Below are 26715 nucleotides of genomic sequence, written 5' to 3' on the forward strand. Positions count from 1 at the left end.
GTCATTTAATTAAATTTAAATTTAAATTCAATTTATGACGAACTCAGACCGCTCTCTCTCACAGACCACACCCCGCGCCCCCGGCCGCCCAGCCGGCGAGTCCATCGCCCAGCGCGAATGCCTGCTGGATGCTGCACTCCACGCGTTTTCCCACCAGGGCATCGCCAACAGCAGCCTGCGGGCCATTGCCAGTGCCGCCGGCGTAACCCCAGCACTGGTGAATTACTACTTCGGTAACAAGGAGAAACTGCTCGTAGCGGTGGTTGAAGAACGGCTGTTGCCATTACTGATGGGGTTGGGACAAAACCTGCGGCAGACCGGCGATGAGCCCATCGAACTTGTCCGCGGATTTATCCAGGGCATGCGCGGAATCGTCGCGCAGCACCCCTGGCTCCCTCCCCTGTGGGTGCGCGAGGTGCTGTGCGAAGGCGGCGGTTTACGTGATTTGCTGATGAGCCGCCTTGCCCCCATGCTCCCGCACATGCTTGCCGCGCGCTTCACGGCGGCCCAGCAACGTGGGGCCCTCAACCCTGACCTCGATCCGCGTTTGCTGGTGGTTTCGCTGATCGGCCTGACCCTATTCCCCTATGCAGCCGCACCGATCTGGCGCGGCTTTTTCCCCGCTGCCGAGCTGGATGATGACGCCTTGGCCCGTCACACCATCGCCCTGCTCGAACACGGCCTGGAGAACCCCTATGAACGCTAGACACCTGCTACTGGCAGTTGCCCTGCTGTGCTCAGGTTGCGGCCCGCAAACGCTCGACAGCCTGCCAGGTACCCTGGAATGGGATCGCATTGCCTTGCCGGCCGAAGCCTCAGAACCGGTTCTGCGCTGGGCAGTGGCTGAAGGGGATCAGGTCGCAACAGGGGATCTGCTGCTCGAGCTCGACCCACACCGGCAACAGGCCCGTGTGGCGCAGGCGCAGGCAGAGGTCGAACAGGCCAACGCACGCTGGCGTGAACTAAGCAACGGTGCTCGCCTGGAAAACATCGAAGCCGCGCAGGCCGTGATGGCGCGTAACCAAGCACAACTGATCGAGAGCGAACGCAGCTTTCAGCGCATCGCCGCCCTGCAAAGGCGTGGCATGGCCGCCAATGCCGAGCTGGATCAGGCCCGCGCCAACCGGGATAGTGCCCGAGCCGAACTGAACAACGCCCGCGCACAATTGGATGAACTGACTGCCGGTGCCCGTGTGGAACAACTGGAACAGGCCAGCGCCGCACTGGCCGCCGCCCGCGCGGTACTGCAACAGCAGCAGCTCAACCTTGAACGCCTGAGCCTGCATGCTCCGCATGCCGGTCGCGTCGATGCTCTGCCCTTCAAACCGGGTGACCAGCCGCCGGTCGGCGCCACATTGGTCAGCCTGCTGGGCGGTCAAGCGCCCTATGCGCGCTTGTTTATACCGGCGTCACAACGGGCCGGGCTGGCCATTGGTGATCGGCTGCGGGTGCAGGTCGAAGGCATCGCCGACCCCTTCGTCGCGCGCATCCGCAGCATTGCCAGTGAGGCCAGCTTCACCCCCTACTATGCCCTGGTCGGTGATGATGCCAGTCGCCTCAGCTACCGCGCCGAGGCCGTCCTCGAAGGCGATGCGGCGCGGCAGCTGCCCGCCGGACTGCCACTGCACGCCGAGCGTATTGACCATGCAGGGGAATGATCTGGTCATTCGCGCCGAAGGCCTGAGCAAACGCTTCGGTGAGCTGCTGGCCGTCGATCAGCTCAACCTCAGCGTGCGTCGTGCCGAAGTCTTCGGTTTTCTCGGCCCGAATGGCTGCGGCAAATCCACCACCATTCGCATGCTCTGTGGCCTGCTGCTGCCCAGCGCGGGCCGTATCGAGGTACTGGGCAGCCAGATTCCCCGTGATGCCGAAGCGCTGAAACGACGTATTGGCTATATGACGCAGAAGTTCTCACTGTATGAAGACCTGAGCATCAGCGAAAACCTGGAGTTCCTTGCCGCTATTCAGGGCCTTAACCGGCGTCAGGCCCGCCAGCGGATCGACGAACTGTTGCAGCGCTACTGGCTCGGCGACCGGCGCAAGCAACTCGCCGGCACCCTGAGTGGCGGGCAGAAACAGCGTTTGGCGCTGGCAGGGGCGGTGCTGCACAAACCCGACTTGCTGTTGTTGGATGAACCGACCAGTGCGGTCGACCCGCAGTCACGCCGCGAGTTCTGGGACTCGCTGTTCGAGCTGGCCGATGCTGGCACCACCCTGCTGGTGTCCACTCACTACATGGACGAGGCCGAGCGCTGCACCCGCCTGGGTATTCTCGATCGCGGTCGCCTGGTTGCCGACGGCAGCCCCAGTGAGCTGATGGCCAACCTGCCCGGCCATCCCCTGTTGGTTGAATGCCCTCAGCCACGCCTGGCACAGCAAGCCCTGCACAGCCTATCTGGGGTGCTGGCCCTGACTCAGGTTGGCAACACCCTGCGCGTGCTGATGGCCAGCACTGCCGGCGAACCCGCCGAACAGATAGCTGCCCACCTCAAGACTGCCGGTATCCCGGCCAGGATCGCAGCGGCAGCGGCGAACCTTGAGGACGTGTTTGTCAGTGTCACTCAGCGCCCTCTTCACGCCATTCAACCTACAGCAGACCACCCAGTATGAACCTGCGCCGCCTGGCCGCCATCGTCCTCAAGGAACTGCGTCAGCTGCGTCGCGACCGCCTGACCTTTGCCATGATTATCGGCATCCCCACCCTGCAGTTGGTGCTCTTCGGTTATGCCATCAACATGGATGTGCGCAACCTCGATGCCGCAGTTCTGGATCAGTCGAACACCGCCCGCTCGCGCGAACTGGTGGCCGCAATGGGCGCCAGCCAGGTGCTCAACCTGCGTTATTCATTAAGCTCCCCAGCGCAGCTGCAAGAACTGCTGCGCCAAGGCAAGATCAACCTCGCGCTGGTGCTGCCGAGGGATTTCGAGAGGCGTCTGGAGCAGGCCGATCGCCCGGCCCTGCAGATCGTGGTGGATGGTTCCGATCAGGTGGTGCAATCAGCGGCGCGCCAGCTGGCAGCCTTCCCGCTTCCCGGCCGCGTACGTAATGACGTGAACAGCATCGAAGTGCTCAACCTGTATAACCCGCAACGCCTTGCACCAATCAATACGGTGCCGGGGCTGATCGGCGTGATTCTGACCATGACCATGGTGATGTTCACGGCCATTGCTCTGGTACGCGAGCGTGAGCGTGGCAACATGGAAATGCTCATCACCACGCCCATGTCGCCCTGGGAGCTGACCCTGGGCAAGGTATTGCCATTTGTCGCTATCGGCTTGCTGCAGGCCAGCCTGGTGCTGCTTCTGGGAAAACTGCTGTTTGCCGTTCCCCTGCGCGGTTCACTGGGTGAGTTGTATATGGCGATACTGGTGTTTATCTGCGCCAGCCTGGCGCTCGGCGTGCTGGTATCGACCCTGGCCCGCAGTCAGTTTCAGGCCATGCAGATGGCCTTCTTCACGTTTCTGCCGCAGATATTGCTGTCCGGTTTTATGTTCCCGTTTGCCGGCATGCCGAAGCTCGCTCAATGGCTGGCGGAGCTATTGCCGTTGACGCACTTTCTGCGTCTGGTGCGCGGCATCATGCTGCGCGGTGCCAGTCTGAACGAGCTGTGGCCGGCGCTGGCAGCGTTGCTGTTGTTTACCCTGCTGACCCTCAGTCTCGCCGTGACCCGCGTGCGCAAACGCCTTGACTGAATACCTGCCGTATCACTACAGACGCGCCCACTGCCCATCCGCACGATGGGCCTGCAGGTGCGGCAGCACTGCGGCTAGCAACGGTTCCTTGAACGCATCCTGAAAGCGATGGGCCAGCCCCGGAATCAGGCGCAGCTCACTGCCTTTGATATGCGCCGCCACATGCACACCGTGCATCACCGGCAGCAATGGGTCCGCCGTGCCGTGCACCACCAGCGTCGGCACCTGCAAGCGGTTGAGCAGTTCGACCCGGCTCGGTTCGGCGAGAATGGCCAGCAACTGACGCTGCACGCCTTCCGGGTTGAACGCCCGGTCGTAGGCAACCTGCGCCTGTTGCAGCAGTAGCTGCCGGTCATCACTGACCGTCGGGCTGCCCAACGCGGCCAGCAGGTCGGCCTGCTGCTCCAGGGCTATCGCGCGGTTGGGCGCTTCACGTTTGGCCAGCAGGCTCAGCAGTTCGCTGCTCGGGGCCGGCAGCCCCTGGGCACCGGAGCTGGTCATGATCAAAGTCAGACTCTGCACCCGTTCAGGTGCAAGGTCGGCCATATGCTGGGCAATCATTCCGCCCATGCTGGCGCCCAGCACATGCGCGCGCTCGATCTTTAGGCTATCCAGCAACCCCAGAGCATCGCGAGCCATGCCGCGCAGGCCGTAAGGCGCCGCTACCGACAGTCCCAGGCGATAGCGCAGCGCTTCATAGGTCAGGTTGATTGCCGGTGCCGTAGCGACCCAATTGCTCAAGCCGACATCGCGGTTATCGAAGCGGATCACCCGAAAACCCTGCTGGCACAGGCGCTCGACCACCTCATCCGGCCAGTGGATCAACTGGCCACCCAGGCCCATCACCAGCAGCAACGCCGGGTCCGTGTCACGCCCGATACTCTGGTAAGCCAGGCGCACATCGCCGACCTCCGCGGTAAGCGTTGGCACCTGAACACTGCAAGGTTGTGCGGCAAAAGCCGGCAGGCCGCACAGCAGTGCGACGAGAACAATCAAATTACGCATGGCGTCACCCAGCCATGGGACAGCAGAACGCAGCCCCCCATTAAGACGCGAGTGTGATGATGTTTGTACGAGCGCGCTGCCACACAAGCGTGACAATTTGATGAAGGAGGACGAGCGGTATTTTTGCTGCCAGCAAAACCAAGCCCCCACCACAGCCGATCAGGGCCATGGCAGGGGCTTTAGCCGCAACTGGCCGCGGATCAGGCCAGTTCGCTACGCAGCTGACGAGCCGCCGCCACCATATTGATCAACGCCGCTTCGGTCTCCGGCCAGGCGCGGGTTTTCAGGCCGCAGTCCGGGTTGACCCACAGCCGCTCGGCGGGAATACGCTGCGCGGCCTTGCGCAGCAACTTGACCATCTCGCTGCTGCCCGGCACCCGTGGCGAGTGGATGTCATACACGCCGGGGCCGATGTCGTTGGGGTAGTCGAAGCGCTCGAAGGCTTCCAGCAGTTCCATGCCCGAACGCGAGGTTTCGATGGTGATCACGTCGGCATCCATGGCGGCGATGGACTCGATCACATCGTTGAACTCGCTGTAGCACATATGGGTGTGGATCTGCGTTTCATCACGCACGCCCGAGGCGCACAGGCGGAACGCTTCGGTGGCCCAGTCCAGGTAGCCCTGCCACTGCGCCTGACGCAGCGGCAGGCCTTCACGGAAGGCAGCTTCGTCGATCTGGATGATCTTGATCCCGGCTGTTTCCAGATCCACCACCTCGTCACGAATGGCCAGCGCCAGCTGGCGTGCCTGCTGCTCGCGGGGAATATCATCACGCGGGAAGGACCACATCAGCATGGTCACCGGGCCGGTCAGCATGCCCTTCATCACCTTACGGGTGAGGGTTTGCGCATAACCGATCCAGCTCACGCTCATGGCCTTGGGCCGACTCAGGTCGCCGTAGATCACCGCCGGTTTGACGCAACGTGAGCCATAGCTCTGTACCCAACCGAAACGGGTGAAGGCATAGCCGTCGAGTTGCTCGGCGAAGTACTCGACCATGTCGTTGCGCTCGGCCTCGCCGTGCACCAGCACATCCAGACCGAGGTTTTCCTGCACCTCTACGGCATGACGGATTTCGCTGTGCATGACCTCGGTGTACTCCCCCGCCGACAGCTTGCCAGCCTTGAACGCCTGACGCGCCAGGCGGATCGACGCAGTCTGCGGGAACGAGCCGATGGTCGTGGTCGGCAAGGCCGGTAACTGCAGCCGTGCACGCTGCTGCTCAATGCGCGTGGCAAATGGCGACTGGCGCTGGCTGTCGGCAGCGGTAATGGCCGCCAAACGGGCCTGCACCGCTGGTTTGTGGATACGTGGTGACTGCGCTCGGCTGGCCTGCACGGCTCGGCTTACCGCCAGCGCGGCCTGCACCTGAGCCTCCTGCGGGGCATTCAGGGCCGTGGTCAGCAGCGCCACTTCTTCACACTTCTGTACGGCAAAGGCCAGCCAGCTTTTCAGCTCATCATCCAGCTTGTCCTCACGGTTCAGGTCGACCGGGCTGTGCAGCAGCGAGCAGCTTGGCGCGACCCACAGACGTTCGCCCAAACGTTCCTGAGCCTGCTGCAGAACCGTCAGGGCCTGCTGCAGATCGGTGCGCCAGACGTTGCGGCCGTTGACCACACCCAGCGACAACACCTTATAGGCCGGCAGGCGGTCGAGGATGGTGGGGAACTGCTCGGGCGCACGCACCAGGTCGATATGCAGGCCATCCACCGGCAGGCTGGCGGCCAGACCGAGGTTGTCCTCCAGGCCGGCAAAATAGGTGGCGATCAGCTTCTTGCCTGGCTCGCGCTGCAGCAGGTTGTAGGCACGCTCGAAGGCATTCTTCCAGGCTTGCGGCAGATCCAGCACCAGAATCGGCTCGTCGATCTGCACCCATTCCACGCCTTGAGCAACCAGGCGCTGGAGGATTTCACCGTAGACCGGCAGCAGCCGCTCCAGCAAGTCGAGACGATCAAACTCGCTGCCCTTGGATTTGCCCAGCCACAAGTAGGTCAGCGGGCCGATCAGCACCGGTTTGACCCGGTGGCCCAGGGCGTGGGCTTCTTCGACTTCCTCGAACAGTTGTTCCCAGCTCAGCTGGAACTGCTGATCGGCGGTAAATTCGGGGACCAGGTAGTGGTAGTTGGTGTCGAACCACTTGGTCATCTCTTGGGCGTGAGCACCGCCACAACAGCTGTTGCTGCTCTTGTCTGCAACGGCACCACGCGCCATGGCAAACAGGGTATCCAGGGTCGGCTTGCCGGTATGCGGGCGGAAACGCTCAGGGATCACGCCGAACGTCAGCGAGTGGCTGAGCACCTGGTCGTACCAGGCGAAGTCGCCGACCGGCAGCAGGTCGATACCTGCGTCTTTCTGCAGTTGCCAGTGGGCCGCACGCAACTCGCGCCCCACCGCTTGCAGGCCAGCCTCGTCCAGCTCGCCTTTCCAGTAGGCCTCCAGGGCTTTTTTCAGTTCACGGTCGCGACCGATACGGGGAAAACCCAGGGAATGAGACAAGGCCATGTCAAAACGCTCCAGCAGATCAATAAGATGACGCCATTCTCGACAAGCCTCCTACGTGAGACAAACTCAATTTATTCGTCTTGATCTATAATTTTATTCATGTAGGGTGGATGACGCTTCATCCATCTACCACCACCGGTGCTTGCCAATGGTGGATGAAAACAGCGTCATCCACCCTACCCTCCCGCCGAGGCCCGCCATGCTCGAATTGCGCCACCTGAAAACCCTGCACGCCCTGCGCGAAAGTGAAAGCCTGGTGGATGCCGCCGAGCGCCTGCACCTGACGCAATCGGCGCTGTCGCATCAGTTCAAGGAGCTGGAGGAGCGCCTGGGCATGCCGCTGTTCGTGCGCAAAACCAAGCCGGTGCGCTTTACCAGCGCCGGTCTGCGCCTGCTGCAGCTGTCCGACACGGTATTGCCGCTGCTGCGCAGCGCCGAACGCGACCTGGCGCGCCTGGCCGGCGGCACGGCTGGACGCCTGCACATGGCCATCGAGTGCCACAGCTGCTTCCAGTGGCTGATGCCGACCATCGACCAATTCCGCGATGCCTGGCCGGAAGTGGAACTGGACCTGGCCTCGGGCTTCTCCTTCGCCCCGCTGCCGGCGCTGGCGCGCGGTGATCTGGACCTGGTGGTGACCAGCGACCCATTGGAGCTGGCCGGTATCACCTATGTGCCGTTGTTTACCTACGAAGCCATGCTCGCCGTGGCCAACCAGCATCCGCTGGCGAGCAAACCGTGCATCAAGCCGCAGGATCTGGCCACGGAAACCCTGATCACCTACCCGGTGGAACGCGACCGACTGGATATCTTCACCCGTTTTCTCGAACCGGCTGATGTCGAACCCGCCCAGGTGCGCACCTCCGAGCTGACGGTAATGATGATGCAACTGGTGGCCAGCGGCCGTGGCGTCTGCGGCCTGCCCAACTGGGCGCTGCATGAGTACAGCTCGCGCGGCTACGTGACTGCCAAACGCCTGGGCGAGAAAGGCCTGTTCGCCACCCTGTATGCCGGCATCCGCACCGATATGCTCGACGCGCCGTTTATGCGCGACTTCCTGCTGACCGCCAAGGACACCTCTTTCGCCAATCTGGAAGGCGTTAGCGTGGCACGCAGCTAAGCTTGGGTAATCCGCCGCCTGAATATCGAGCACTGCATGCGCCGTTGGCTCACCGCTCTGCTGCTCTGTGCCGGCCTCTGCCAGCCGGCACAGAGCCAGGAACAGATTCGCATCGCCATCGGCGAATGGCCGCCCTTTATCGGTGAGGCGCTGCCGCACTATGGTGTGGTGCCGCAGCTGATCAATGAAGCCTTTGCCACCCAGGGCGTCAGCGTGGAATACGGTTTCTTCCCTTGGAAGCGCGCCTACACCGAGGTCAAGCAGGGTCGCTGGCAAACCTCAGCCATCTGGGGCCGCACGCCAGAACGCGAGGCCGACTGCCTGTTTTCCGCCGTGGTGTATCGCGATGAAGTGGTGCTGTTCTACCGCCGCGACAACCCCATCAACTGGGACGGCAGTCTGACCGGGGCCGAGCAGCTCAACGGCCTGCGCATTGGCATTCCGCTCGGTTCGGCGAAGATGCCAGTGCTGGAACAAGCCGAACAGCGCGGCTGGGTGCAGTACGAAGCCAGCGGTGATGAACTGATCAACCTGCGCAAGCTGGCCGCCGGGCGCATCGATGCGGTGGACATCGTCAAAGGCTCGGGCAGCCATGTGCTCAGCCAGCTCAGCGCCAAGGAGCGGGCGCGCCTGACCACTACGCAAATCTATGAAACCTGGGACTACCACCTGATCTTCTCCCGCCAATTGCCTGAGAGCGAACGCCTGCAGCAACTCTTCGATCAGGGCCTGCAAGAACTCAAGGACAGCGGCCGTTACGCGCAACTCTGGCAGCAGTTCAACGCCCCCTGATCGCCCTTTCGCATCAAGCCACGGCAAAGCCTGTTACAACTGCCGGCTTGCCTGATCGTGACCAACAGTCATAACATGACCACTGGTCACAACCTCCGATAACTGCCCATGCGCTACCAAGATCAGCTGTTCGAACAACGCGAGAATGCCCTCCTCGACGCCGCCCGCCAGCTATTTGCCGAGCAGCCCTGGGACCGCGTGACCATTGCCGAAGTGGCGCTCGCCGCTGGCATCGGCAAAGGCACGGTGTACAAGCATTTCCCCAGCAAGGAAGCGCTGTATGCGCGCCTGGTACTCGACCTCAGCCGCGCCAACCTGCTGGAGCTGCGCGAACTGCATGCCGCCAGCCCGGCACAGGACGCCATGCGCAGGGTCATTCGTCGCGCCTTCGAGCAGATGCTGAACAACCCGATTCAGGCGCAGCTGTGCTTGCACTGCGACCGCCCGGAGTTTCAGGAGCGCCTGGAAGCCCCGTACCGCCAGCAGTTCCTCGATATGGAGCACGAGTACCAGCTGTTCTTCGGCGACATGCTCGGCGTGGCCCTGAACAACCAGGCGCTGAGCCAGAGCGACTGCCAGAACCTGTTGTGGGGCGTTGAAGCCTGCGTCAACGGGGTGATGGCGCGTATCGCCTCCGGTGGTTTTGCCCACTGGGCCGAGCCGATAGCCCTGGAGGAGTATTTCGCCCGCGTCACCGATTTCATCATTGCCGGCCTGCGCACCCAGGCAGCCGACTTGCTTGCTCAACCCTATCGCCACGAGTAACCACCATGTTCAGTCAGTTGTCCAAACGCCCCTGGTTGATCGCCGTCGCCATCAGTCTGCTGCTCGTGCTCTGGCTGTTCAGCGGCTCGCTGTTCAAGGCCCAGGAAACCGCCACCGCCGATGCGCCTGCCGAGGAAAAGGGTCTGACCAAGGTTGAAGTGCAGTGGCTGGAAGCCAGCCCGATGCAGCGCCAGCATGTGGTACAGGGGCAGATTGAGGCCTGGCGCCGGGTCGAATTGCGTTCGCAGATCAGCGGCACGGTGACGCGTCTGGATCAGGACAAGGGCAACCGCGTCGACGCCGAGCAACTGCTGCTGAGCCTGTCAGCCGATGATCGCCCAGCCCAGGTGGCGCGCAGCGAGGCCGACGTGCGTCAGCGCGAAAGCGACGTGAGTGCAGCCAAACGTCTGCGCGAACGCAGCCTGATCTCGGCCAACGAGTTGCTGCGCCTGGAAAGCGAGCTGGCCAAGGCGCGCGCTGAGCTCGACAGCGCTCGCCTGCAGCTGCGCAACACACGGATCAGTGCGCCGTTTGCCGGGGTGTATGACCAACGCATGGTCGAACTAGGTGATTTCGTTCAGCCCGGGCAAAGCCTGCTGACCCTGGTGGACATCAGCCAGCTCAAGGTCAGCGCGCAGATCGCCCAACAGGAAGTCACCCAGCTCAAGCTCGGTCAGCCGGTTAAGGTCGAATTGCTCGACGGCCGCGAACTGCAGGGGGAGCTGCACTTTATCGCCGCTGCCGCCGACCCGGGTTCACGTAGTTTCCGTATCGAGGTCAAGGTCGATAACCCGCAGGCCCTGCGCCTGGCGGGTGCTAGCGCGACCCTGCATGTACAGACCGGCGAAGCCCTGGCCCATCGCCTGTCGCCTGCCCTGCTGAGCCTGGATAAAGCCGGTCGGCATGGCGTCAAGTGGGTCAACGGGCAGCAGCAGGTGGAGTTCACTCCGGTGCAGCTGATCAGCGTCGACAACCAGGGCGCCTGGGTCAGCGGCCTGCCCAACAAGGTCGCCTTGATCACCCTCGGCCAGGGCTTTGTCGAACCAGGCCAGCAGGTGATCAGCCAGCTGGCCAAAGGGGGGAGCTGATATGCATGGCCTGATCGCTGCGGCGCTGGATCGCAGCCGCACCAGCCTGTTGTTGCTGCTGTTTCTGATGCTCGGTGGCCTGACGGCGTATTTCGCCATCCCCAAGGAAGCCAACCCGGATGTCAGCATCCCGATCATCTATGTTTCGGTAACCCTCGAGGGCATCAGCCCGGAAGACGCCGAACGCCTGCTGGTGCGCCCGCTGGAGCAGGAGCTGCGCAGCCTGGAAGGGGTCAAGGAAATGAGCTCCATGGCCAGCGAAGGCCATGCCTCGGTAACCCTGGAGTTCGATGCCGGCTTCAACGCCAAACTGGCCCTCGCCGATGTGCGCGAGAAGGTCGATACCGCCCGCAGCAAGCTGCCGGAGGAGGCCGAGGAACCCACGGTCAATGAAGTCAACGTGGCGCTGTTTCCGGTGCTGTCGATTGGCCTGTCCGGGCCGATTGCCGAAACCGAATTGGTGTACATCGCCCGCCGCCTGAAGGAAAACCTCGAAGGCATCGCCGAAGTGCTTTCAGTGGAAATCGGCGGCGACCGCGAAGACCTGCTGGAAATCGTCGTCGATCCGCAAGTACTCGACAGCTACGGCATCGATTACAACGAGCTGTTCAACCTGGTCAGCCGCAACAACCGCCTGGTCGCCGCTGGCAGCCTGGACACTGGTGCCGGGCGCATGAGCATGAAAGTGCCTGGGGTGATCGAAAACCTCGAAGACGTGCTGTCCATGCCGATCAAGGTGGTCGGCGACAGCGTGGTGACCTTTGGCGACGTTGCCACCATTCACCGCACCTTCAAAGATCCCACCGGTTACGCACGGATCAATGGCCAGCCAGCGGTGGTGCTGGAGGTGTCCAAACGCAGCGGCGCCAACATCATCGACACCATTGAGCAGGTCAAGGCGCTGATGGTCCAGGCCCAGCCGCTGCTGCCCGAAGGCCTCAAGGTCAGCTACATCATGGATCAGTCGCAGCAGGTGCAGAGCATGCTCAGCGACCTGCTCAACAACGTGATGACCGCCATCGTCCTGGTGTTGATTCTGGTGGTGGCGAGCATGGGCATGCGCTCGGCGCTATTAGTCGGACTGACCATTCCAGGGGCGTTTCTCACCGGCATCCTGCTGATCTGGATGCTCGGCTTCACCCTGAATATCGTCGTACTGTTCAGCCTGATTCTGGTGGCCGGCATGCTGGTGGACGGCGCCATCGTAGTGTCTGAGCTGGCCGACCGTTATCTGCATCAAGGACAAACACCACGCCAGGCCTGGGCCAATGCCGCCACGCGGATGGCCTGGCCGGTAATTGCCTCCACCGCCACCACCCTGGTGGTGTTTCTGCCGCTGCTGTTCTGGCCCGGTGTAGTCGGCCAGTTTATGAAGTACCTGCCGGCCACGGTGATCGTCTGCCTGCTCGCTTCGCTGGCCATGGCCCTGGTGTTTCTGCCGGTGCTCGGCGCCGTCACTGGCGGCCAACCCCTGCCACAGGCCACTCAGCCTGGCCGTGGCGCCGTCGGTTATCGCCGCCTGCTCGGCACCTTGCTGAAACGCCCTGGCCTGACCTTGCTGGGCATGCTCGCGCTGATTGCGCTGATCTACACCGCTTATGGCCGCTTCAACCATGGCGTGGAGTTCTTCCCCGAAGTGGAACCGGAGAACGCGCAGATCTGGCTGCGCGCCCGTGGCGATCTATCGGTGCAGGAGAAAGACGCCCTGCTGCAGCAGGTGGAGAAGCGTCTGCTCGGCATGAGCGAGGTCAAGGCGCTGTACGCCCGCTCCCTGGCGCAACCGGACGGTCAGCTCGGTGCGGACGTGATCGGCACCCTGCAGTTCCAGTTCGTCGAATGGCATGAACGGCGTTCGGCTGGCAAGATCCTCGCCGACATGAGCAGCCGTACTGCCGACATCCCGGGCATCGTTCTGGAGTTTCGCAAGCAGGAGGAAGGCCCGAGCAGCGGCAAACCGGTGAAATTGCAGGTCAGTTCGCTGGACCAGGCCAAGTCCGATCAGCTGATCGAACAGGTGCGCGCCAATATGCAGCGCCTAGGCGGCTTCAAGGACATCGAGGATGACCGCGCCCTGCCGGGCATCGAATGGCGGGTCAAGGTCGACCGCGAGGCGGCCGCGCGTTTCGGTGCGGACGTGCTGAGCGTGGGCAATGCCGTGCAGATGGTCACCAACGGCCTGAAACTGGCCACCTACCGCCCGGAAGACGCCACCGACGAGGTGGATATCCGCGTGCGCCTGCCGGCCAACTGGCGCTCCCTCGACCAGCTCGGCCGGCTGACCCTGAATACCCAGGCCGGGCAGATTCCGCTGAGCAACTTCGTCTCGCTGCAACAGGCGCCGAAGGTCGGTACCCTGCGTCGGGTCGACGGCAACCGCACCATCACTCTGCAGGCCGACATCGCCGAAGGCGCGCGTCTGGACGAACGCCTGCAAGCCTTGCGCAAGGCCATGGGCGAGATACCCAGCGATGTACAGGTGAAGTTCGTCGGTGAGGACGCCGACCAGCGTGAAGCCGCGACCTTCCTCAGCACAGCCTTTGCGGTGGCGATCTTCCTGATGTTTATCATCCTGGTGACCCAGTTCAACAGCATCTATCAGTCGCTGCTGGTGCTCTCGGCCATCGTCCTGTCCACCGCCGGAGTGCTGATGGGCCTGCTGGTCAACGGCCAGTCGTTCGGCATCGTCATGGTCGGTATGGGCCTGATCGCCCTGGCGGGCATCGTGGTGAACAACAACATCATCCTCATCGACACTTACAACCAGCTGCGCCGCCAGGGTCTGGAGCCGCGTGAAGCGGCGCTGGAAACCGGCAGCCTGCGTCTGCGTCCGGTACTGCTGACCGCCGTGACCACGGTGCTCGGCCTAGTGCCGATGGTGATCGGGGTCAACGTCGACCTGCTCACCCCGAGCCTGGGCGTTGGTGCGCCGTCGACCCAATGGTGGACCCAGCTGTCCAGCGCGATTGCCGGCGGCCTGACCTTCGCCACCGTGTTGACCCTGCTACTAACCCCCTGCCTGCTGGTGCTCGGTTCGCGTTTCGAGCGCCGTCCGCCGCCACTGGAAACCTTCGACGACGACCTGCTCGATTTACCGGAACATCTACTGGCCAGTGCCACCGGCAAGAGCGAGCTGCAACGCACGCCCTAAGCTGTTCGCCCAGGTCAGCAATGGCCTGGGCGCACGCGCGCCCCCAACGAAAGCCTGGACTACCGGTTACGACTGGGTAGTCGGCACAACAGCCCTTACACTCGGCGCACCATTGCCGAGGGCCGACCATGCGCACGCTTTACCAATTCCCGATTTCCCACTACTGCGAGAAAACCCGCTGGCACCTGGATCACAAGGGCCTCGACTTTCAGGTCGACAACCTCTTTCCCGGCCTGCATCGGCTGAAGAGCAAGCGCCTGGCCAATATCGTCACCCTGCCGATCCTCAAGGATGGCGAGCAGGTGATCGGCGACTCAACGCAAATCGCCCTGTATCTGGAACAGCGCTACCCGCAGCGCCCACTGCTGCCGACCGACGTAGCACAACGCGCCGAGGTACTGGAACTGGAAGAACAGTTCGACCGCCTGGGCGTGCATGTACGCCGCTGGCTGTATGGCCAGATCAAGCAGTGGGACTCGGTGATGCACGCCATGCTCAAGGTCTACCGCCCGCTGCTGGGCATACGCGACCTGATGAAACCGGTGCTGATCAACGGTGTGCAGCGCCTGTATGGGGTAACGCCGCCGCGTGTGGCGAAATCCCAGGCTGAACTGCTTGAAGGCCTGGCACTGATCGAGTCGCGCATCCACGGCGATCCATCACGCTATCTGGTCGGTGAGCAACTGACCCTGGCCGACATCAGCGCCGCAGCGCTGTTCGCCCCGCTGTTCACGCCAGCCGGTACACCATGGGAAGGCATCGCCGGGCACGATGCCAAGACACAGGCTTTCCTCGATGAGCTGCACGCCCATCCGGCCGGCCAGTGGGTGATGCGCCGCTATGCCGAAGACCGTCAGCGCCGCAACTGATTGACCCGATTAAGGATGAGCACATGAACATCAGCGATATCCCATTCGGGGTTACCGACTGGAGCCAGATTGAGCGTAGCGAACATACCGGCGAGACCGGTATGGCCTACTGGCGCACCCAGGTTTTCGGCAGCATCCGCGTACGCATGGTCGAGTACAGCGCCGGCTACCTGGCCGACCACTGGTGCCAGAAGGGCCATATTCTGCTGTGTCTGGAAGGCGAGCTGCACACCGAGCTGGAGGATGGCCGGCGCTTTGTAATGACGGCGGGCATGAGCTATCAGGTGGCTGATCAGGCTGAAGCGCACCGCTCATCCACGACCGACGGAGCGCGGCTGTTTATCGTCGACTGATAGGCGGCACAGCAGGTTCAGTTGCGCTCGGAACTCAGCAACATCAACAGTGAAACCGGCTGTTCGCTCTCCGGGTGCAACGGCTCCTGCAACCATTGCAGGCGCCAGCCGGTATCGCTGAACAACGCCAACCAGGACTCAAGTGTGCGGAAGAACCAGGGCATCGGTTGGGCAAAGCCCTCACCGAAGCCGGCAAAGGTTTCCACCCGCCAACCGTCGCGATAGCTCGCATCGTTGCAGGCACGCCAGGGATGCAGGGTCTGAATCAGCAGCCTGCCATCTGCTGCCAGCAAGCCATGCAGAGCATTCAAGGTCGGCGCCAGCGGCTCTTCCAGCAGGGCAAAGTTGCCCACCAGCACATCGAAACGGCCCAGCAGCCCTGCCTGGCTTTCCAGCTCGGCATAACCACATACGCGGTACTGCGACGCACCTGTCGCCGCCTGCTGAGCCACGGCGATCAGTGGGGCGGAAGCATCCACGCCAACCGCCTCAATACCATGCTCGACCAGCCCACGGCACAACCAGCCCTCGCCGCAGCCCAGATCCAGCACACGCGTGGGCGCCAGGGCGAGAATCGCCTGAACGATGGCTGCATCAGTCACCAGTCGGCGGCTTTCAATACGCTGCTCGCGCACGGCCGCCGTCCAGGCATCGGCATTGGCCTGCCAACTGAGGTTGAGTTGCTCCCGATGGTCGCGTTGCATAGCTCACTCGTCGCCTGTTGCGTCACGGCAAAATTCTAGCAATCTGCGGGCTCACGCAGCGCCAGGGGCAATCCTGCGCCAGTTGCGGGGCATCTGTGTTGCCGCTGATCACTTAATCCACCTATCGGCAGATAAAAAACAGTGAAAAACCCTCCGCCTGCCAAGCTCATCCCGGCCTGCCCGCTGCACCAGCGACTAAACTGCAAGCAATGGCCCGCTGAGAGGAACTCAGTGTTCAAGCCCGCTGATGTTATTCAGCAACCTGTCAAACCTATGGATGAGTACATCAGGCTAAATGAATATGGGCGCACCTTGGCAACTCGACATCACCACCCTACCGGCCAGCGAGCAACCCAACCGGCGCAAGCGCACCAGCAAGCTGAAAGTCACCTTCTGGCTGCTTGTTCTGCTGCTGTGCATCGCTAGCGGTTTTTTGCTTGTCGAGGAAGCCCGCACCTCGCGCTTTCAGGCTCAGGAACTCAGCCGCTATGCGCAAACCCTCAGTTATCGGGTCAAACCGGGGCCCAGCCCATCGATCATCTACCCCAAGGAAGGCCCTTTCGATAAGCGCCAGGGCTACACCTACCTGCCCTTGATGCTGGAGCGGCTTGGTCAGCGCAGTTTTATCGTGCAGCAACAGGCGCAGTTCTCCCCCGCCTTGCTCGACTATGCCCAGCGCGGCCTGTTTGTACCCTACCCGGAGAAGATCCAGAGCGGCCTGCGCATCAGTGACTGCAGCGGTACGCCCTTCTATGAATTCCGCTACCCGCAGCAACGCTACCCAAGCTTCAACACCATCCCGCCGCTGGTAGCCGGCAGCCTGCTGTTTATTGAGAACCGCAAGCTGCTCGACCCCGAGCAGCCGCTGGCCAACCCGGCAGTGGACTGGCCACGCTTCGTCATGGCGGCCATCTCCCAGGTCGGCAAACTGCTGGATATGCAGGACCAGTCTGCAGGCGGTAGCACCCTGGCCACCCAGCTGGAGAAATATCGCCACTCCCCGGATGGCCTGACCTTGTCGGCCACGGAAAAACTGCGGCAGATGCTTTCCGCCAGCGTGCGTGCCTACCAGAGCGGCCCGCAGACACTGGCTGCGCGAGAAAATATTGTGCGCGACTACCTCAACAGCGTGCCGTTGTCTGCTGCCCCTGGGCATGGCGAGGTGCATGGCCTGGCTGATGGTCTGCGCATCTGGTTCGGCGCGGACTTCGCCCAGGTCAACCGGCTGCTCGACCCCACACGCTCGCCAGATGCGAGCCTGGCTGAGCGCGGTCTGGCCCTGCGCCAGGTGCTGGCCCTGATGATTGCCCAGCGCCGCCCGTCCTATTACCTGGCGCAGGGGCGCAATGACTTGGCCGAACTGACTGACAGCCATATCCGCCTGCTGGCCGGTGGCGGCCTGATCGACGCAGCGCTACGCGATGCGGCGCTGAACCAGCCACTCACCTACCGTGACTGGGCACTGGAGCCCAACCTGCAGCCTGTGGACAGCAACAAGGGCATCAGCGTCTCGCGAGCGCGGCTGTCAGCCATGCTCAACATGCCACTGTATGACCTGGATCGCCTCGACCTGAGTGCCAGCAGCACGCTGAACAACGAGTTGCAGCAAGCCGCCAGCCACTACCTGCAGCAATTGGCCGACCCAGAGTTTGCCGGGCAGATCGGTCTGTTTGGCGAGCGCCTGCTATCCCCGGAAAAGACCGCCGACGTGCGCTACAGCTTCACCCTGTTCGAGCGCACCAGTAACGGCAGCGTGGTACGGGTGCAGACCGACAGCACAGACCAGCCGTTTGATATCAACGAAGGCAGCAAGCTGGAACTGGGCTCCACCGCCAAACTCAGGGTGCTGGCTACCTACCTGGAAATCATCGCCGAGCTGCACCAGCGCCATGCCGGCCAGAGCGTCAGCGAGTTGCGCGCAGTCAACGCCCAGGACAACCTCACCCGCTGGGCCATCGGTTATCTGCAAAGCACTCCCAACGCCAGCCTGCCAGTCATGCTGGATGCGGCACTGGAACGCAAATACTCGGCCAGCCCCGGAGAACGTTTCTTTACTGGCGGCGGGATTCACACCTTCGCCAACTTCCGCCGTGAGGATAACCAGCGCATCGCCAGCATGCGTGAAGCCCTGCGCGAGTCGCTGAACCTGCCATTTATCCGCCTGATGCGCGACCTGGTGCGCTACAGCACCTATCAGGGCCCGAACAACAGCGCCGAGCTGCTCAAGGACGACAAGGATCCGCGCCGCCAGGCCTATCTAGAGGACTTCGCCGACCGTGAGGGCACCACCTTCCTGCTGCGTTTCTGGCGTAAATACCAGGGCCAGCCGGAACAACAGCGCCTGGACACCTTTCTCAACGGCCTGCGCCACACCTCGGTACGCCTCGCCGCCGTGCACCGCTACCTGATTCCACATAGCGATGAAGCCGGCTTCGCCGCCTTCCTGCGCAAGTACCTCCCCCAGGAAAAGCTCAGCGATAAGCGCATCGCAGATCTCTACAAGAGATACGGTCCTGGCACCTACAGCCTGCCGGATCAGGGCTATATCGCTCGCGTCCACCCACTTGAACTATGGCTCTTGGGCTACCTGATCGAACAACCGCAAGCCACTTTCAGCAATGCGGTGGCCGCCAGCCAGGACGAACGCCAGGAGGTCTACGGCTGGCTGTTCCGCAGCCGACACAAGAGCGCCCGCGATAGCCGCATCCGCATCATGCTCGAGGTGGAGGCCTTCCTCGATATTCACCGGCGCTGGCAAAACCTCGGCTACCCTTTCGCCCATCTGGTGCCATCGCTGGCCACCGCCATTGGCAGCTCCGGTGATCGCCCGGCGGCGCTGGCCGAATTGGTCGGGATTATTCAGAACGACGGCATTCGGCAACCCACTGCCCGCATCGACAGCCTGCACTTCGCCGCTGATACACCCTATGACACCCTGGTGGTACGCGACCAGACCGAAGGCAAGCGAGTCATGGCCTCTGAGGTCGCGGCCGCGCTGCGCAGCGCCCTCGCCGATGTGGTTGAGGCAGGCACTGCGCGACGCTTGCTGGGCAGCTTTACTCAGGCTGACGGCCAACCGCTGAAAGTCGGCGGCAAAACCGGCACCGGTGATAACCGCATCGAAACCGTCGGCGCCGGTGGCCGGGTACTCAGCTCACGCGCGATGAACCGCACCGCAACCTTTGTCTTCTACCTCGGCCCACGTCACTACGGCACCCTTACTGCCTTCGTCCCTGGCCGCGCCGCAGAAAGCTTCCGCTTCACCTCAGCACTACCGGTACAGGTGCTCAAAGGCATGGCGCCGATTCTGCAGCCTTATCTTGAGCCGGATACCCACAGCAAATGCCTGCCATTTACGCCTGCGGTTAAGGCCAGCAGCTTGTAAGGTCGGAATAAAAAACGGGAGGCCACTGGCCTCCCGTTTTTTGAACCCTGCGATAACTACTTCGCTTTGTAGATAATCCCAGGACTGCATTGCACCATCTGGTAGTGGTTAGGTAAACCATTGAGCGCTTCAGACGCCCCCAGGAACAGATAACCGCCGGGTTTCAACATGGCATGAATGCGCGTGAGGATGTCCTTCTTCACCTCGGCCGAAAAATAGATCAGCACGTTACGGCAGAACACCACATCGAACTTGCCCAGGCTGGCGTAACTGTCCAGCAGGTTCAGCGGACGAAACTCGATACGGCTACGAATCGCCGGCTTGACCACCCAACGCCCCGGCCCCTTGGGGTCGAAATAGCGCTGCAGTCGCTCCTGAGAAAGCCCACGCCCCATCGCCAGGCTGTCGTACTCGCCGGATTTACAGTTGATCAACATGGTCGGCGAGAGGTCGGTGGCTACAATCTGCAAGCCGCCCTTGAGTTGACCAATATTGGTCTTCTCGAACTCATCGATAGTCATCGACAGCGAATAAGGTTCCTGACCGGAGGAGCAAGCCGCCGACCAGATGCGCAGGCGCTGACCGGGGCTGGCCTTGATCATCTCCGGCAGCACGCGGTTCTTCAGCACCTCGAACGGATAGGTATCGCGAAACCACAGGGTTTCGTTGGTGGTCATGGCATCAACCACCTGTTCGCGCAAACCGCTGCGTGGCTGACTCTGCATGCGCTGCACCAGCTCACCCAGGGTCTTGATGCTGTTCTGCTCCATCAACTTGTTGAGCCGACTGGAAACCAGATACTGCTTGTTGGTGCCAAGCAGGATGCCGCAGGCTTTTTCCAGGAAAGTCCGGAACTGCTCGAAATCCAAATTACCTGTAGACACTCGCGAGGCCTCGACAAACATATGATTCACTGAGGGCCAAGCCCTCAGTCCCCTGCCGCGATATTGATGCGGTCAGCTACCCGTGCCGCCAGGTCATCCGGGCGAAACTTGGCGAGAAAATCATCTGCGCCCACCTTCTTCACCATGGCCTGGTTGAACACGCCAGATAACGAAGTATGCAGGATGATGTGCAGTTTTTGCATGCGCGGATCGGCGCGGATCTCGGCGGTCAACGTATAACCATCCATTTCAGGCATTTCGATGTCGGAAATCAGCATCAAAAATTCCTCTGCTGGATTTTTGCCTTCTTCGACCATCGCCTTCAGATAATCCAGCGCCTGACGCCCGTCATTCAGCGCCACCACCTCCACGCCAACAGTCTCCAGGCAACGGGTTACCTGTTTACGCGCCACCGATGAGTCGTCGCAGGTCAGCACACGTTTGCTTACCGCACGCGCCTGGGTCTCGGCATTCAACACGCCTTCAGAAATAACTTCCGATGTTGGCGCCACCTCGGCCAGAATTTTCTCGACATCGATGATCTCGACCATCTTGTCGTCCAGGTGAGTGACCGCAGTCAGGTAATGGTCACGCCCGGTGCCCTTGGGTGGCGGATGAATCGACTCCCAGTTCATGTTGACGATGCGCTCGACCGAGTGCACCAGAAAGCCCTGAACCTTGGTGTTGTATTCGGTAATGATCACAAAACTGTTGTCGATGTTCGCCAACGGTGTATTGCCCGTGGCCATGGACAAATCAAGAATCGGAATGGTACCGCCACGAATATTGGCCACGCCGCGAACAACTGGACTGGATTTCGGCATGATGGTGAGTTTGGGGCATTGCAGCACCTCTTTCACCTTGAACACGTTGATCCCATACAGCTGGTTGCTGTTCAAACGAAACAGCAACAACTCCAAACGATTCTGTCCAACCAACTGAGTTCGCTGGTTAACCGAATCCATCACACCGGCCATACCCAAACTCCTTATTTGAGTAACAGATTGCTGTCAGCGTAGCAGGCGGCACGCGCCTTGCTATCCAACCCACATGAACACTGAAACGACAACTAACCGACACTCACTGGCAAAATGCCGCTACTGGCTGGCAGTTGTACCCGCTTTGCTGGCACTCGGCTATAGCGCCTTGGCAACAGCCAACGCCACGCGACCTGAACAACTTATCGGCGCTGGCGAAGTTTTTCTTGAGCAAGCGGTGAGTGATTATTTACAGCGTAGCAACATCGCTGGCCGCCATGAGATTCAAATCAGCCGACTCGACCCCCGCCTGCGCCTGCCGCTGTGCCCACAGCCATTGGCCACTACCCTGGAAAGCCCTGCTGAGCCTATTGGCCGCGTGACCTTACGCGTACGCTGTGACGGTGCGGCCCCCTGGACAGTGTTTGTACCTGGACAAGTGCGCTTGTTCCGCGAAGTAGTGATCGCCAGTCGCCCGCTGAAACGCAACAATCTGCTGACGGATATGGATGTGGTGTTAGCCGAACGAGATGTCGGGCTGCTCAACCAGGGTTATCTGACCGCTCTCAAGCAAGCAATCGGCAAAAAATTGACGCGGCCATTGTTGCCCGATCAGGTGCTTGCGCCGATTCATGTGCAAGCGGCCGAGGCCATACGCAAAGGTGATCAGGTCGTGATCAGCGCCCGCAGCGCTGGCATCAGCGTACGCATGCCCGGCGAAGCCTTGTCGGACGGCACGATTGGCAAACAGATCAGCGTGCGCAATCAACGTTCCAATCGAGTGATCAGAGCCCGTGTAGTTGGGCCTGGACAGGTTGAAGTCGCGATGTAGGCATGCTTCTTGTTTTAACTTTGTGCACTCGGTGAGCTGACGATTATCCACACTGTGTTTAGACTGTTACCTGACGCACACTTTTTTGCCCTAAAGTTTTTCAGGGCAATGCCGACAAGCTAGGCAAGCGTCCAAACACTGTTCGAGGTTTTGCATCATGGTCATTGACATCAACCGGCTCAACAATGCCGCATCGCCAGCCAACTCGGGGCGGACCGGCAGTGCGCAGGCAGGTGGCCAGAACGAAGCCATCGGCGGTAAACAACCCGGCAACGTACCCAGCCCCGTCGAGCAGGCGCAGCAAGCCGGCAAGAGCGGCGAGTCGGTACAGCTGAGCCGCGAGGCCCAACAGTTGCAAAAAGTCAGCGAAAAACTGCGCGATCAGCCGACCGTCAATAAAGAACGCGTCGCTCAGCTCAAGCAGGCGATCGAAGATGGCAGCTACCAAGTCGATAGCCAGCGCGTCGCCAGCAAACTGCTTAATTTCGAATCCCAGCGCTAGTCACCGGGCTACGCTGGGGTAATTGGCCGCCCAATAGACACTGCACGCAGCTCCTGCAGCGTCTGTTACCCCGAAGAGCCCGCAATGCACGACACCAGCCTGCTTGAACTGTTCACCAACGATATCGGCACCGCCGAGCAGTTGCTTGAATTGATCGACACCGAATTCCAAGCCCTCACTGACCGCGACCTCCCCCGCCTGCAGAGCATTCTGGCTGACAAGCTGCCGCTGCTGAGCCTGCTTGACCAGCACGGCAAGGAACGCAGTCAACTACTCGCCAGCCTCAACCTCAGCCCCGACCGCACGGGCTTGCAAACGCTTGCCACACAGTCCAGCCAAGGCGAACTGTTGCTTGAGCGTGGCGATCAACTCAACGCCCTGCTCGAGCGCTGCCAAGCGGCCAACCTGCGCAATGGCCGACTGATTCGCTCCAGTCAGGCCTCGGCTCACAGCATGCTCGGCATTCTGCGTGGCAACGAGACGCCCAGCCTCTATGACAGCCGCGGCAGTGCCGCTAGAATCGGCCAGCAGCGCCCGCTCAGCCAGGCCTGAAACCTATAAAAGGCACAGGGGACATACTGTCACATTGCCAGTATGCTAGTGCCATAGCATTTGCTCGGAGAGTTATGGACCGTGTCCAGTCCTTTTAGCCAGGAAGATGGCCCGCAGCCACCCAAGGTGCTCAAGGCACCAGTGGAAATAGTTGCCAACCTGCGCCAACTGCAACAAAACCATGACCCACTGATCATCACCTTCCACGAACGCAATCAACGCTTCCAGAGCTACGTGATCAATGTAGATCGCGACAAAAATCTGTTGATTCTCGATGAGTTGGTTCCAAATGACGGCGAGCGCTACCTGGCCAATGGCGAGGCGTTCAATGTCGAAGCCTTCCATGAAGGAGTGCGCGTAGCCTGGAAATGCGAACAGAGCGTGCGCATCACCGAGCATGAAGGTGCGCGCTGCTATTTCAGCCCGATGCCGCTTGAGGTGACCTACCACCAACGGCGCAGCGCCTTCCGTGCCCCGCTCAAGCAAAGCGAACTGATCAAAATCGAGCTGGCCGGCGACAAGCTACGCACAGCCATACCCGGACATTTGCTGGATATCTCTGCTACCGGCTGCAAATTGCGCTTTCCCGGCAATATCAGCAGCAGCCTGCAAGCAGGCCAGGTATACGAGCGGTTTACCGCCCGTTTTCCTTTCGGCGCCATGACCACCGCCATTGAAATGCGTCATGTGCAGTATGAAGAGAAGATCGACACCACTTTTGTTGGCGCACGCTTCCACCGCATCAATGGTCAGGAGCAGCGCCTGGTCGAACGCTTCGTCTACCAGCTGCAGCGTGAAGCGCGGCGCTTCGAGAGTGATGGACTGTTCTAGATCAAGATATTCAGTGCCGCCAGGCGCGATAAATCCTCAGGTCGATCCACATCCCACAACGCAGGCAGCAGCGCCGGACACCAGTCAAGCTGCTGCAGCCGCTGCAGCGTCATGTCGAAGATCCGCTCCGTTCCCCATGGCATATCACTGAACAAGGCAGCGTTTATGCGGCGCAGCCCCAGCAGCACATAACCGCCGTCTTCTGCCGGACCGATAACCACGGGCTGCTCCTGCAACGCGCCGCAAGCCGCCTGCAGATAATCGCCGTCAAGTGCCGGACAGTCATTGCCAATCAGGATCACCCCATCGCTTTCCGCCAGCCCCAGAGTGGCGATACGACGCATGCGCTCACCCAGATCGCCTGCCGGCTGCTCGACCAGCGTCCAGCCAAGACGTTGCGCAAACGCCTGCAAATCCGCGCCTGGCAAATCGTCCAACCACAGAAAACGCTCACTAAAACCATGGGCCGGTAACTGCAACGCACGCTCCAACAGCAACTGCTGCAAATCGCAGGCGCCCTGAGCTCCCAAGGCTGGGATCAGGCGCGTTTTTACCCGCCCAGCAACAGGTGCTCGCGCGAGCATATGCAATGAGATCGACAGGTTCATAGCAGCGACCCTCGACGGTACTGACGAGCCAGTTTGTCCGGGCTGGCGCCACAGTAATAGGCCAACCGCAGACACCACATCAGCATCACGGTACGCCAGATTCCGTTCTGCTCCCAGCGCCGACTGGAGGTCGACAACGGTGGACGCAGACAACGCGGGCGAGCAAACGCCTTCAAACGGCGGCATAGCTGCAAATCTTCCATCAGCGGAATCTGCGCATAACCACCCAAAGCCTCAAAGCGCTGCCGGGCAACGAATATGCCCTGATCACCCGAGGCAATCCCGCTAAAGCGCGAACGCAGGCTGATCATCGCGCCAATCAGTTGCAACGCCAGGCCCGGGCCGGACAAGCGCACATCGAAACGCCCCCACAGCGGCCGCTCGCTGAGCGCGCGCTGCAGACTGTCCAGCGATTCAGCACTGACCCGCGTATCGGCATGTACGAACCACAAGTACTCACCGCGAGCCAGGGCCGAGCCAGCATTCATCTGCAAGGCGCGGCCCGGTGCTGTTCTGAGCAACTGATCAACCCGCCCCAGCGCCAGCTCGCAGGTGCCATCAGTGCTGCCGCCATCGACCAGGATCAACTCGACACCGCCAGCGCGCAGATCAGCCAGATCATCCAACAGGGCCGGCAACGTCTGAGCCTCATTGCGCACCGGGATCACCACGCTAAGCAGCGGCGTCATCCGCGCGCCTCTGCCTGAGTGGGCGACTCCCCTGCTGGTTCGGCGTCCGATTCTTGCACGGCGTTGTTGTCGTGCATCTGTTCATGCACCACCTGCTCATCGACACGCGGGTCGAGTGCCGCCGTCAGCGGCGAGCTGGTGGTGCTGTCCGGCATGGGAATGTGATGCAACGGTGCGTCGTCGACCTGATGCAGGTGAGTGACGCGCTCTGGCCGGATACGCAGCACCAGAATCAAGGCGCAGCCACAGACGAAGGCGTACAGCATGTTGGCGCCAAGAAAGCGCATCAGCACGCCCGCCAGTAGCGGCCCGATACTCGCGCCAACACCGAAGGTCACCAACAGCATGGCCGTTAGCGATACCCGTCGCTCGGCCTCGACATGGTCATTGGCCAACGCCACTGCCAGCGGATAGAGACTGAATTGCAAGGCGCACACCGCAAAGCCGCCGGCAAACAACAGCAGCAAGCTGGCCTGCGGCAGAATCGCCAGTGGCAACGCAGCCAGCGCCAGCAACGCGGCACAGCCGCGAATCAGTTGCACGCGGTCATTTCGATCAGACAACCAGCCCAACGGCCACTGCACCACCAGACCAGCGATGATGCAGCAGCCCATAAACAGGCCGATCTGCTCGGTAGATAAGCCCATGCGCGTGCCGTAAAGCGGCGCCAGGCCGTAGAACGAGCCGATCAGCAGGCCCGAGACCACAATGGTGGTCAGCGACAACGGCACACGATCAATAAAGAAGCGCATTTCCAGCGGCGCTGGATGCAAGGGCGCCGGGTGCAGTTTACGAGTCAATGCCACCGGCACCAGGCACAGGGCAAAACACAGCGCCACCAGCATCAGCAGCTCAAGACCCAGCGTCGGATGCACCACCAGCACCAACTGACCGAGGATCAGTCCGAGGTAAGAGGCCCCCATATAGCCGGCAAACACCTGGCCACGCTGGCTGGTTTCCGCCTGCTCATTGAGCCAGCTCTCGATCACCATGTACTGGCACATCATGCCCAGACCGACCAGCATGCGCAGCAGCAGCCAGCTGGGTAGCCAGTCGCTCAAGCCATGGCCAAGCACTGCTGCGGTGACCACGCCGGCGCAGGCGACATAAGCGCGAATATGGCCAACCCGGGCAATCAGCCGATGACCAATCTTGCCGCCCAGCACCAAGCCCACATAGTTGGCCGCCATCAGCGCACCAACCCACAAACCATCGGCCGTTTCCGCCAATCGCAGCGCCAGGTAAGTACTCAACAAACCCGAGCCCAACAGCATCAACAGGGTGGCGAAATACAGCGAACTAAATGATTTGAGGATCACAGACATGGGGCGGCGCATGGCTCCGAAGGGCCGCCGAAATCATGCTCGGCGGTCAGATTTTAGAGCCTGCCTACGATCTCGCGAGCAAGAGCCCTA

24 protein-coding genes are annotated in these 26715 nt (G+C 61.5%); 16 read left to right on the top strand and 8 right to left on the bottom strand.

The features are described from left to right. Positions 1-34: 34 nt before the first annotated feature. Genes ACIN8IBEIGE_RS17120 through ACIN8IBEIGE_RS17135 form a run of 4 tightly spaced genes read left to right on the top strand, consistent with a single transcriptional unit; the run spans position 35 to position 3692 of the window. Positions 35-706 (top strand): TetR/AcrR family transcriptional regulator, encoded by a 672-nt coding sequence (locus tag ACIN8IBEIGE_RS17120; RefSeq protein WP_160015712.1) that lies wholly within the window; start codon positions 35-37, stop codon positions 704-706. After that, on the top strand, positions 696-1658 hold the full coding sequence (locus ACIN8IBEIGE_RS17125; protein WP_160015713.1) for an HlyD family secretion protein: 963 nt from the start codon (positions 696-698) through the stop codon (positions 1656-1658). Before ACIN8IBEIGE_RS17120 ends, ACIN8IBEIGE_RS17125 begins: the two co-directional genes overlap by 11 nt. Next, positions 1645-2610 (top strand): ABC transporter ATP-binding protein, encoded by a 966-nt coding sequence (locus tag ACIN8IBEIGE_RS17130; RefSeq protein ID WP_218579708.1) that lies wholly within the window; start codon positions 1645-1647, stop codon positions 2608-2610. Before ACIN8IBEIGE_RS17125 ends, ACIN8IBEIGE_RS17130 begins: the two co-directional genes overlap by 14 nt. Further along, positions 2607-3692, top strand: a complete 1086-nt coding sequence (locus ACIN8IBEIGE_RS17135) for an ABC transporter permease (RefSeq protein ID WP_160015714.1) — start codon at positions 2607-2609, stop codon at positions 3690-3692. Before ACIN8IBEIGE_RS17130 ends, ACIN8IBEIGE_RS17135 begins: the two co-directional genes overlap by 4 nt. 15 nt (positions 3693-3707) lie before the next feature. On the opposite strand, the gene ACIN8IBEIGE_RS17140 is transcribed toward ACIN8IBEIGE_RS17135, so the two are convergent. Together ACIN8IBEIGE_RS17140 and metE are read right to left on the bottom strand one after the other, a co-directional pair. Then, positions 3708-4697 (bottom strand): alpha/beta fold hydrolase, encoded by a 990-nt coding sequence (locus ACIN8IBEIGE_RS17140; RefSeq protein WP_160015715.1) that lies wholly within the window; start codon positions 4695-4697, stop codon positions 3708-3710. Between the two features lie 200 nt (positions 4698-4897). Then, entirely contained in the window at positions 4898-7201 is a 2304-nt protein-coding gene (gene metE / locus ACIN8IBEIGE_RS17145; protein WP_160015716.1) for a 5-methyltetrahydropteroyltriglutamate--homocysteine S-methyltransferase, read from the bottom strand. Positions 7202-7400: 199 nt separating this feature from the next. On the opposite strand from metE, the gene metR reads away from it, so the two are divergent. The 7 genes from metR (at position 7401) to ACIN8IBEIGE_RS17180 (ending at position 15336) form a co-directional block, all read left to right on the top strand. Then, on the top strand, positions 7401-8321 hold the full coding sequence (metR, locus tag ACIN8IBEIGE_RS17150; RefSeq protein WP_160015717.1) for a transcriptional regulator MetR: 921 nt from the start codon (positions 7401-7403) through the stop codon (positions 8319-8321). Positions 8322-8357: 36 nt separating this feature from the next. Beyond that, on the top strand, positions 8358-9113 hold the full coding sequence (locus tag ACIN8IBEIGE_RS17155; protein WP_160015718.1) for an ABC transporter substrate-binding protein: 756 nt from the start codon (positions 8358-8360) through the stop codon (positions 9111-9113). 108 nt (positions 9114-9221) lie between these two features. Next, positions 9222-9878 (top strand): TetR/AcrR family transcriptional regulator, encoded by a 657-nt coding sequence (locus ACIN8IBEIGE_RS17160; protein ID WP_160015719.1) that lies wholly within the window; start codon positions 9222-9224, stop codon positions 9876-9878. A 5-nt stretch (positions 9879-9883) separates the two neighbouring features. After that, positions 9884-10966 carry an efflux RND transporter periplasmic adaptor subunit gene (locus ACIN8IBEIGE_RS17165; RefSeq protein WP_160015720.1) on the top strand — a complete coding sequence of 361 codons (1083 nt, stop codon included), beginning with the start codon at positions 9884-9886 and terminating at the stop codon, positions 10964-10966. A 1-nt stretch (position 10967) separates the two neighbouring features. After that, positions 10968-14114: an efflux RND transporter permease subunit gene (locus ACIN8IBEIGE_RS17170; RefSeq protein WP_160015721.1), complete on the top strand. Its 3147-nt coding sequence runs from the start codon at positions 10968-10970 to the stop codon at positions 14112-14114. 128 nt (positions 14115-14242) lie between these two features. After that, on the top strand, positions 14243-14983 hold the full coding sequence (locus ACIN8IBEIGE_RS17175; RefSeq protein WP_160015722.1) for a glutathione S-transferase family protein: 741 nt from the start codon (positions 14243-14245) through the stop codon (positions 14981-14983). Positions 14984-15006: 23 nt separating this feature from the next. Continuing rightward, positions 15007-15336 carry a DHCW motif cupin fold protein gene (locus ACIN8IBEIGE_RS17180; RefSeq protein WP_160015723.1) on the top strand — a complete coding sequence of 110 codons (330 nt, stop codon included), beginning with the start codon at positions 15007-15009 and terminating at the stop codon, positions 15334-15336. Between the two features lie 17 nt (positions 15337-15353). Here ACIN8IBEIGE_RS17180 and ACIN8IBEIGE_RS17185 read toward each other — a convergent pair whose 3' ends face one another. Continuing rightward, positions 15354-16040, bottom strand: a complete 687-nt coding sequence (locus ACIN8IBEIGE_RS17185; RefSeq protein ID WP_160015724.1) for a bifunctional 2-polyprenyl-6-hydroxyphenol methylase/3-demethylubiquinol 3-O-methyltransferase UbiG — start codon at positions 16038-16040, stop codon at positions 15354-15356. A gap of 301 nt (positions 16041-16341) precedes the next feature. Here ACIN8IBEIGE_RS17185 and ACIN8IBEIGE_RS17190 point away from each other — a divergent pair, with 301 nt between their 5' ends. Then, complete coding sequence (locus tag ACIN8IBEIGE_RS17190; protein ID WP_160015725.1) at positions 16342-19425, top strand: transglycosylase domain-containing protein; 3084 nt, start codon at positions 16342-16344, stop codon at positions 19423-19425. Between the two features lie 56 nt (positions 19426-19481). Here ACIN8IBEIGE_RS17190 and cheR read toward each other — a convergent pair whose 3' ends face one another. After that, positions 19482-20309, bottom strand: a complete 828-nt coding sequence (gene cheR / locus ACIN8IBEIGE_RS17195) for a protein-glutamate O-methyltransferase CheR (RefSeq protein ID WP_160015726.1) — start codon at positions 20307-20309, stop codon at positions 19482-19484. 44 nt (positions 20310-20353) lie between these two features. Then, positions 20354-21286 carry a chemotaxis protein CheV gene (locus tag ACIN8IBEIGE_RS17200; protein WP_160015727.1) on the bottom strand — a complete coding sequence of 311 codons (933 nt, stop codon included), beginning with the start codon at positions 21284-21286 and terminating at the stop codon, positions 20354-20356. Positions 21287-21359: 73 nt separating this feature from the next. On the opposite strand from ACIN8IBEIGE_RS17200, the gene flgA reads away from it, so the two are divergent. The 4 genes from flgA (at position 21360) to ACIN8IBEIGE_RS17220 (ending at position 24003) form a co-directional block, all read left to right on the top strand. Then, positions 21360-22118: a flagellar basal body P-ring formation chaperone FlgA gene (gene flgA, locus ACIN8IBEIGE_RS17205; protein WP_160015728.1), complete on the top strand. Its 759-nt coding sequence runs from the start codon at positions 21360-21362 to the stop codon at positions 22116-22118. Between the two features lie 157 nt (positions 22119-22275). Further along, positions 22276-22620: a flagellar biosynthesis anti-sigma factor FlgM gene (gene flgM, locus ACIN8IBEIGE_RS17210; RefSeq protein WP_090387969.1), complete on the top strand. Its 345-nt coding sequence runs from the start codon at positions 22276-22278 to the stop codon at positions 22618-22620. 84 nt (positions 22621-22704) lie between these two features. Then, positions 22705-23172: a flagella synthesis protein FlgN gene (locus ACIN8IBEIGE_RS17215; RefSeq protein WP_160015729.1), complete on the top strand. Its 468-nt coding sequence runs from the start codon at positions 22705-22707 to the stop codon at positions 23170-23172. Positions 23173-23253: 81 nt separating this feature from the next. Further along, the gene (locus ACIN8IBEIGE_RS17220; RefSeq protein WP_160015730.1) at positions 23254-24003 is read left to right on the top strand and encodes a flagellar brake protein; all 750 of its coding nucleotides are present in this window, start codon (positions 23254-23256) and stop codon (positions 24001-24003) included. Here ACIN8IBEIGE_RS17220 and ACIN8IBEIGE_RS17225 read toward each other — a convergent pair. The 3 genes from ACIN8IBEIGE_RS17225 to ACIN8IBEIGE_RS17235 are packed head-to-tail and all read right to left on the bottom strand — an operon-like array spanning position 24000 to position 26625. Next, positions 24000-24611 (bottom strand): TIGR04282 family arsenosugar biosynthesis glycosyltransferase, encoded by a 612-nt coding sequence (locus ACIN8IBEIGE_RS17225; RefSeq protein WP_160015731.1) that lies wholly within the window; start codon positions 24609-24611, stop codon positions 24000-24002. The genes ACIN8IBEIGE_RS17220 and ACIN8IBEIGE_RS17225 overlap by 4 nt on opposite strands. After that, positions 24608-25300, bottom strand: a complete 693-nt coding sequence (locus ACIN8IBEIGE_RS17230; protein ID WP_160015732.1) for a TIGR04283 family arsenosugar biosynthesis glycosyltransferase — start codon at positions 25298-25300, stop codon at positions 24608-24610. The genes ACIN8IBEIGE_RS17225 and ACIN8IBEIGE_RS17230 overlap by 4 nt, the downstream gene beginning before the upstream one ends. Further along, positions 25297-26625 carry an MFS transporter gene (locus ACIN8IBEIGE_RS17235; protein ID WP_160015733.1) on the bottom strand — a complete coding sequence of 443 codons (1329 nt, stop codon included), beginning with the start codon at positions 26623-26625 and terminating at the stop codon, positions 25297-25299. The genes ACIN8IBEIGE_RS17230 and ACIN8IBEIGE_RS17235 overlap by 4 nt, the downstream gene beginning before the upstream one ends. Positions 26626-26715 lie beyond the last annotated feature (90 nt).

This window comes from Pseudomonas sp. 8BK (assembly GCF_902506475.1).
GTDB classification, from domain to species: domain Bacteria; phylum Pseudomonadota; class Gammaproteobacteria; order Pseudomonadales; family Pseudomonadaceae; genus Aquipseudomonas; species Aquipseudomonas anguilliseptica.

Coding starts and splice junctions, on each gene's coding strand:
- ACIN8IBEIGE_RS17170 (WP_160015721.1), top strand. CDS start 10,968: ATGCATGGCCTGATCGCTGCGGCGCTGGATCGCAGCCGCACCAGCCTG.
- flgA (WP_160015728.1), top strand. CDS start 21,360: ATGAACACTGAAACGACAACTAACCGACACTCACTGGCAAAATGCCGC.
- ACIN8IBEIGE_RS17135 (WP_160015714.1), top strand. CDS start 2,607: ATGAACCTGCGCCGCCTGGCCGCCATCGTCCTCAAGGAACTGCGTCAG.
- ACIN8IBEIGE_RS17190 (WP_160015725.1), top strand. CDS start 16,342: ATGGGCGCACCTTGGCAACTCGACATCACCACCCTACCGGCCAGCGAG.
- ACIN8IBEIGE_RS17140 (WP_160015715.1), bottom strand. CDS start 4,697: ATGCGTAATTTGATTGTTCTCGTCGCACTGCTGTGCGGCCTGCCGGCT.
- ACIN8IBEIGE_RS17215 (WP_160015729.1), top strand. CDS start 22,705: ATGCACGACACCAGCCTGCTTGAACTGTTCACCAACGATATCGGCACC.
- ACIN8IBEIGE_RS17225 (WP_160015731.1), bottom strand. CDS start 24,611: ATGAACCTGTCGATCTCATTGCATATGCTCGCGCGAGCACCTGTTGCT.
- ACIN8IBEIGE_RS17200 (WP_160015727.1), bottom strand. CDS start 21,286: ATGGCCGGTGTGATGGATTCGGTTAACCAGCGAACTCAGTTGGTTGGA.
- metR (WP_160015717.1), top strand. CDS start 7,401: ATGCTCGAATTGCGCCACCTGAAAACCCTGCACGCCCTGCGCGAAAGT.
- ACIN8IBEIGE_RS17120 (WP_160015712.1), top strand. CDS start 35: ATGACGAACTCAGACCGCTCTCTCTCACAGACCACACCCCGCGCCCCC.
- metE (WP_160015716.1), bottom strand. CDS start 7,201: ATGGCCTTGTCTCATTCCCTGGGTTTTCCCCGTATCGGTCGCGACCGT.
- ACIN8IBEIGE_RS17180 (WP_160015723.1), top strand. CDS start 15,007: ATGAACATCAGCGATATCCCATTCGGGGTTACCGACTGGAGCCAGATT.
- ACIN8IBEIGE_RS17125 (WP_160015713.1), top strand. CDS start 696: ATGAACGCTAGACACCTGCTACTGGCAGTTGCCCTGCTGTGCTCAGGT.
- ACIN8IBEIGE_RS17185 (WP_160015724.1), bottom strand. CDS start 16,040: ATGCAACGCGACCATCGGGAGCAACTCAACCTCAGTTGGCAGGCCAAT.
- ACIN8IBEIGE_RS17230 (WP_160015732.1), bottom strand. CDS start 25,300: ATGACGCCGCTGCTTAGCGTGGTGATCCCGGTGCGCAATGAGGCTCAG.
- ACIN8IBEIGE_RS17175 (WP_160015722.1), top strand. CDS start 14,243: ATGCGCACGCTTTACCAATTCCCGATTTCCCACTACTGCGAGAAAACC.
- ACIN8IBEIGE_RS17155 (WP_160015718.1), top strand. CDS start 8,358: ATGCGCCGTTGGCTCACCGCTCTGCTGCTCTGTGCCGGCCTCTGCCAG.
- flgM (WP_090387969.1), top strand. CDS start 22,276: ATGGTCATTGACATCAACCGGCTCAACAATGCCGCATCGCCAGCCAAC.
- ACIN8IBEIGE_RS17165 (WP_160015720.1), top strand. CDS start 9,884: ATGTTCAGTCAGTTGTCCAAACGCCCCTGGTTGATCGCCGTCGCCATC.
- ACIN8IBEIGE_RS17235 (WP_160015733.1), bottom strand. CDS start 26,625: ATGTCTGTGATCCTCAAATCATTTAGTTCGCTGTATTTCGCCACCCTG.
- ACIN8IBEIGE_RS17130 (WP_218579708.1), top strand. CDS start 1,645: ATGCAGGGGAATGATCTGGTCATTCGCGCCGAAGGCCTGAGCAAACGC.
- ACIN8IBEIGE_RS17160 (WP_160015719.1), top strand. CDS start 9,222: ATGCGCTACCAAGATCAGCTGTTCGAACAACGCGAGAATGCCCTCCTC.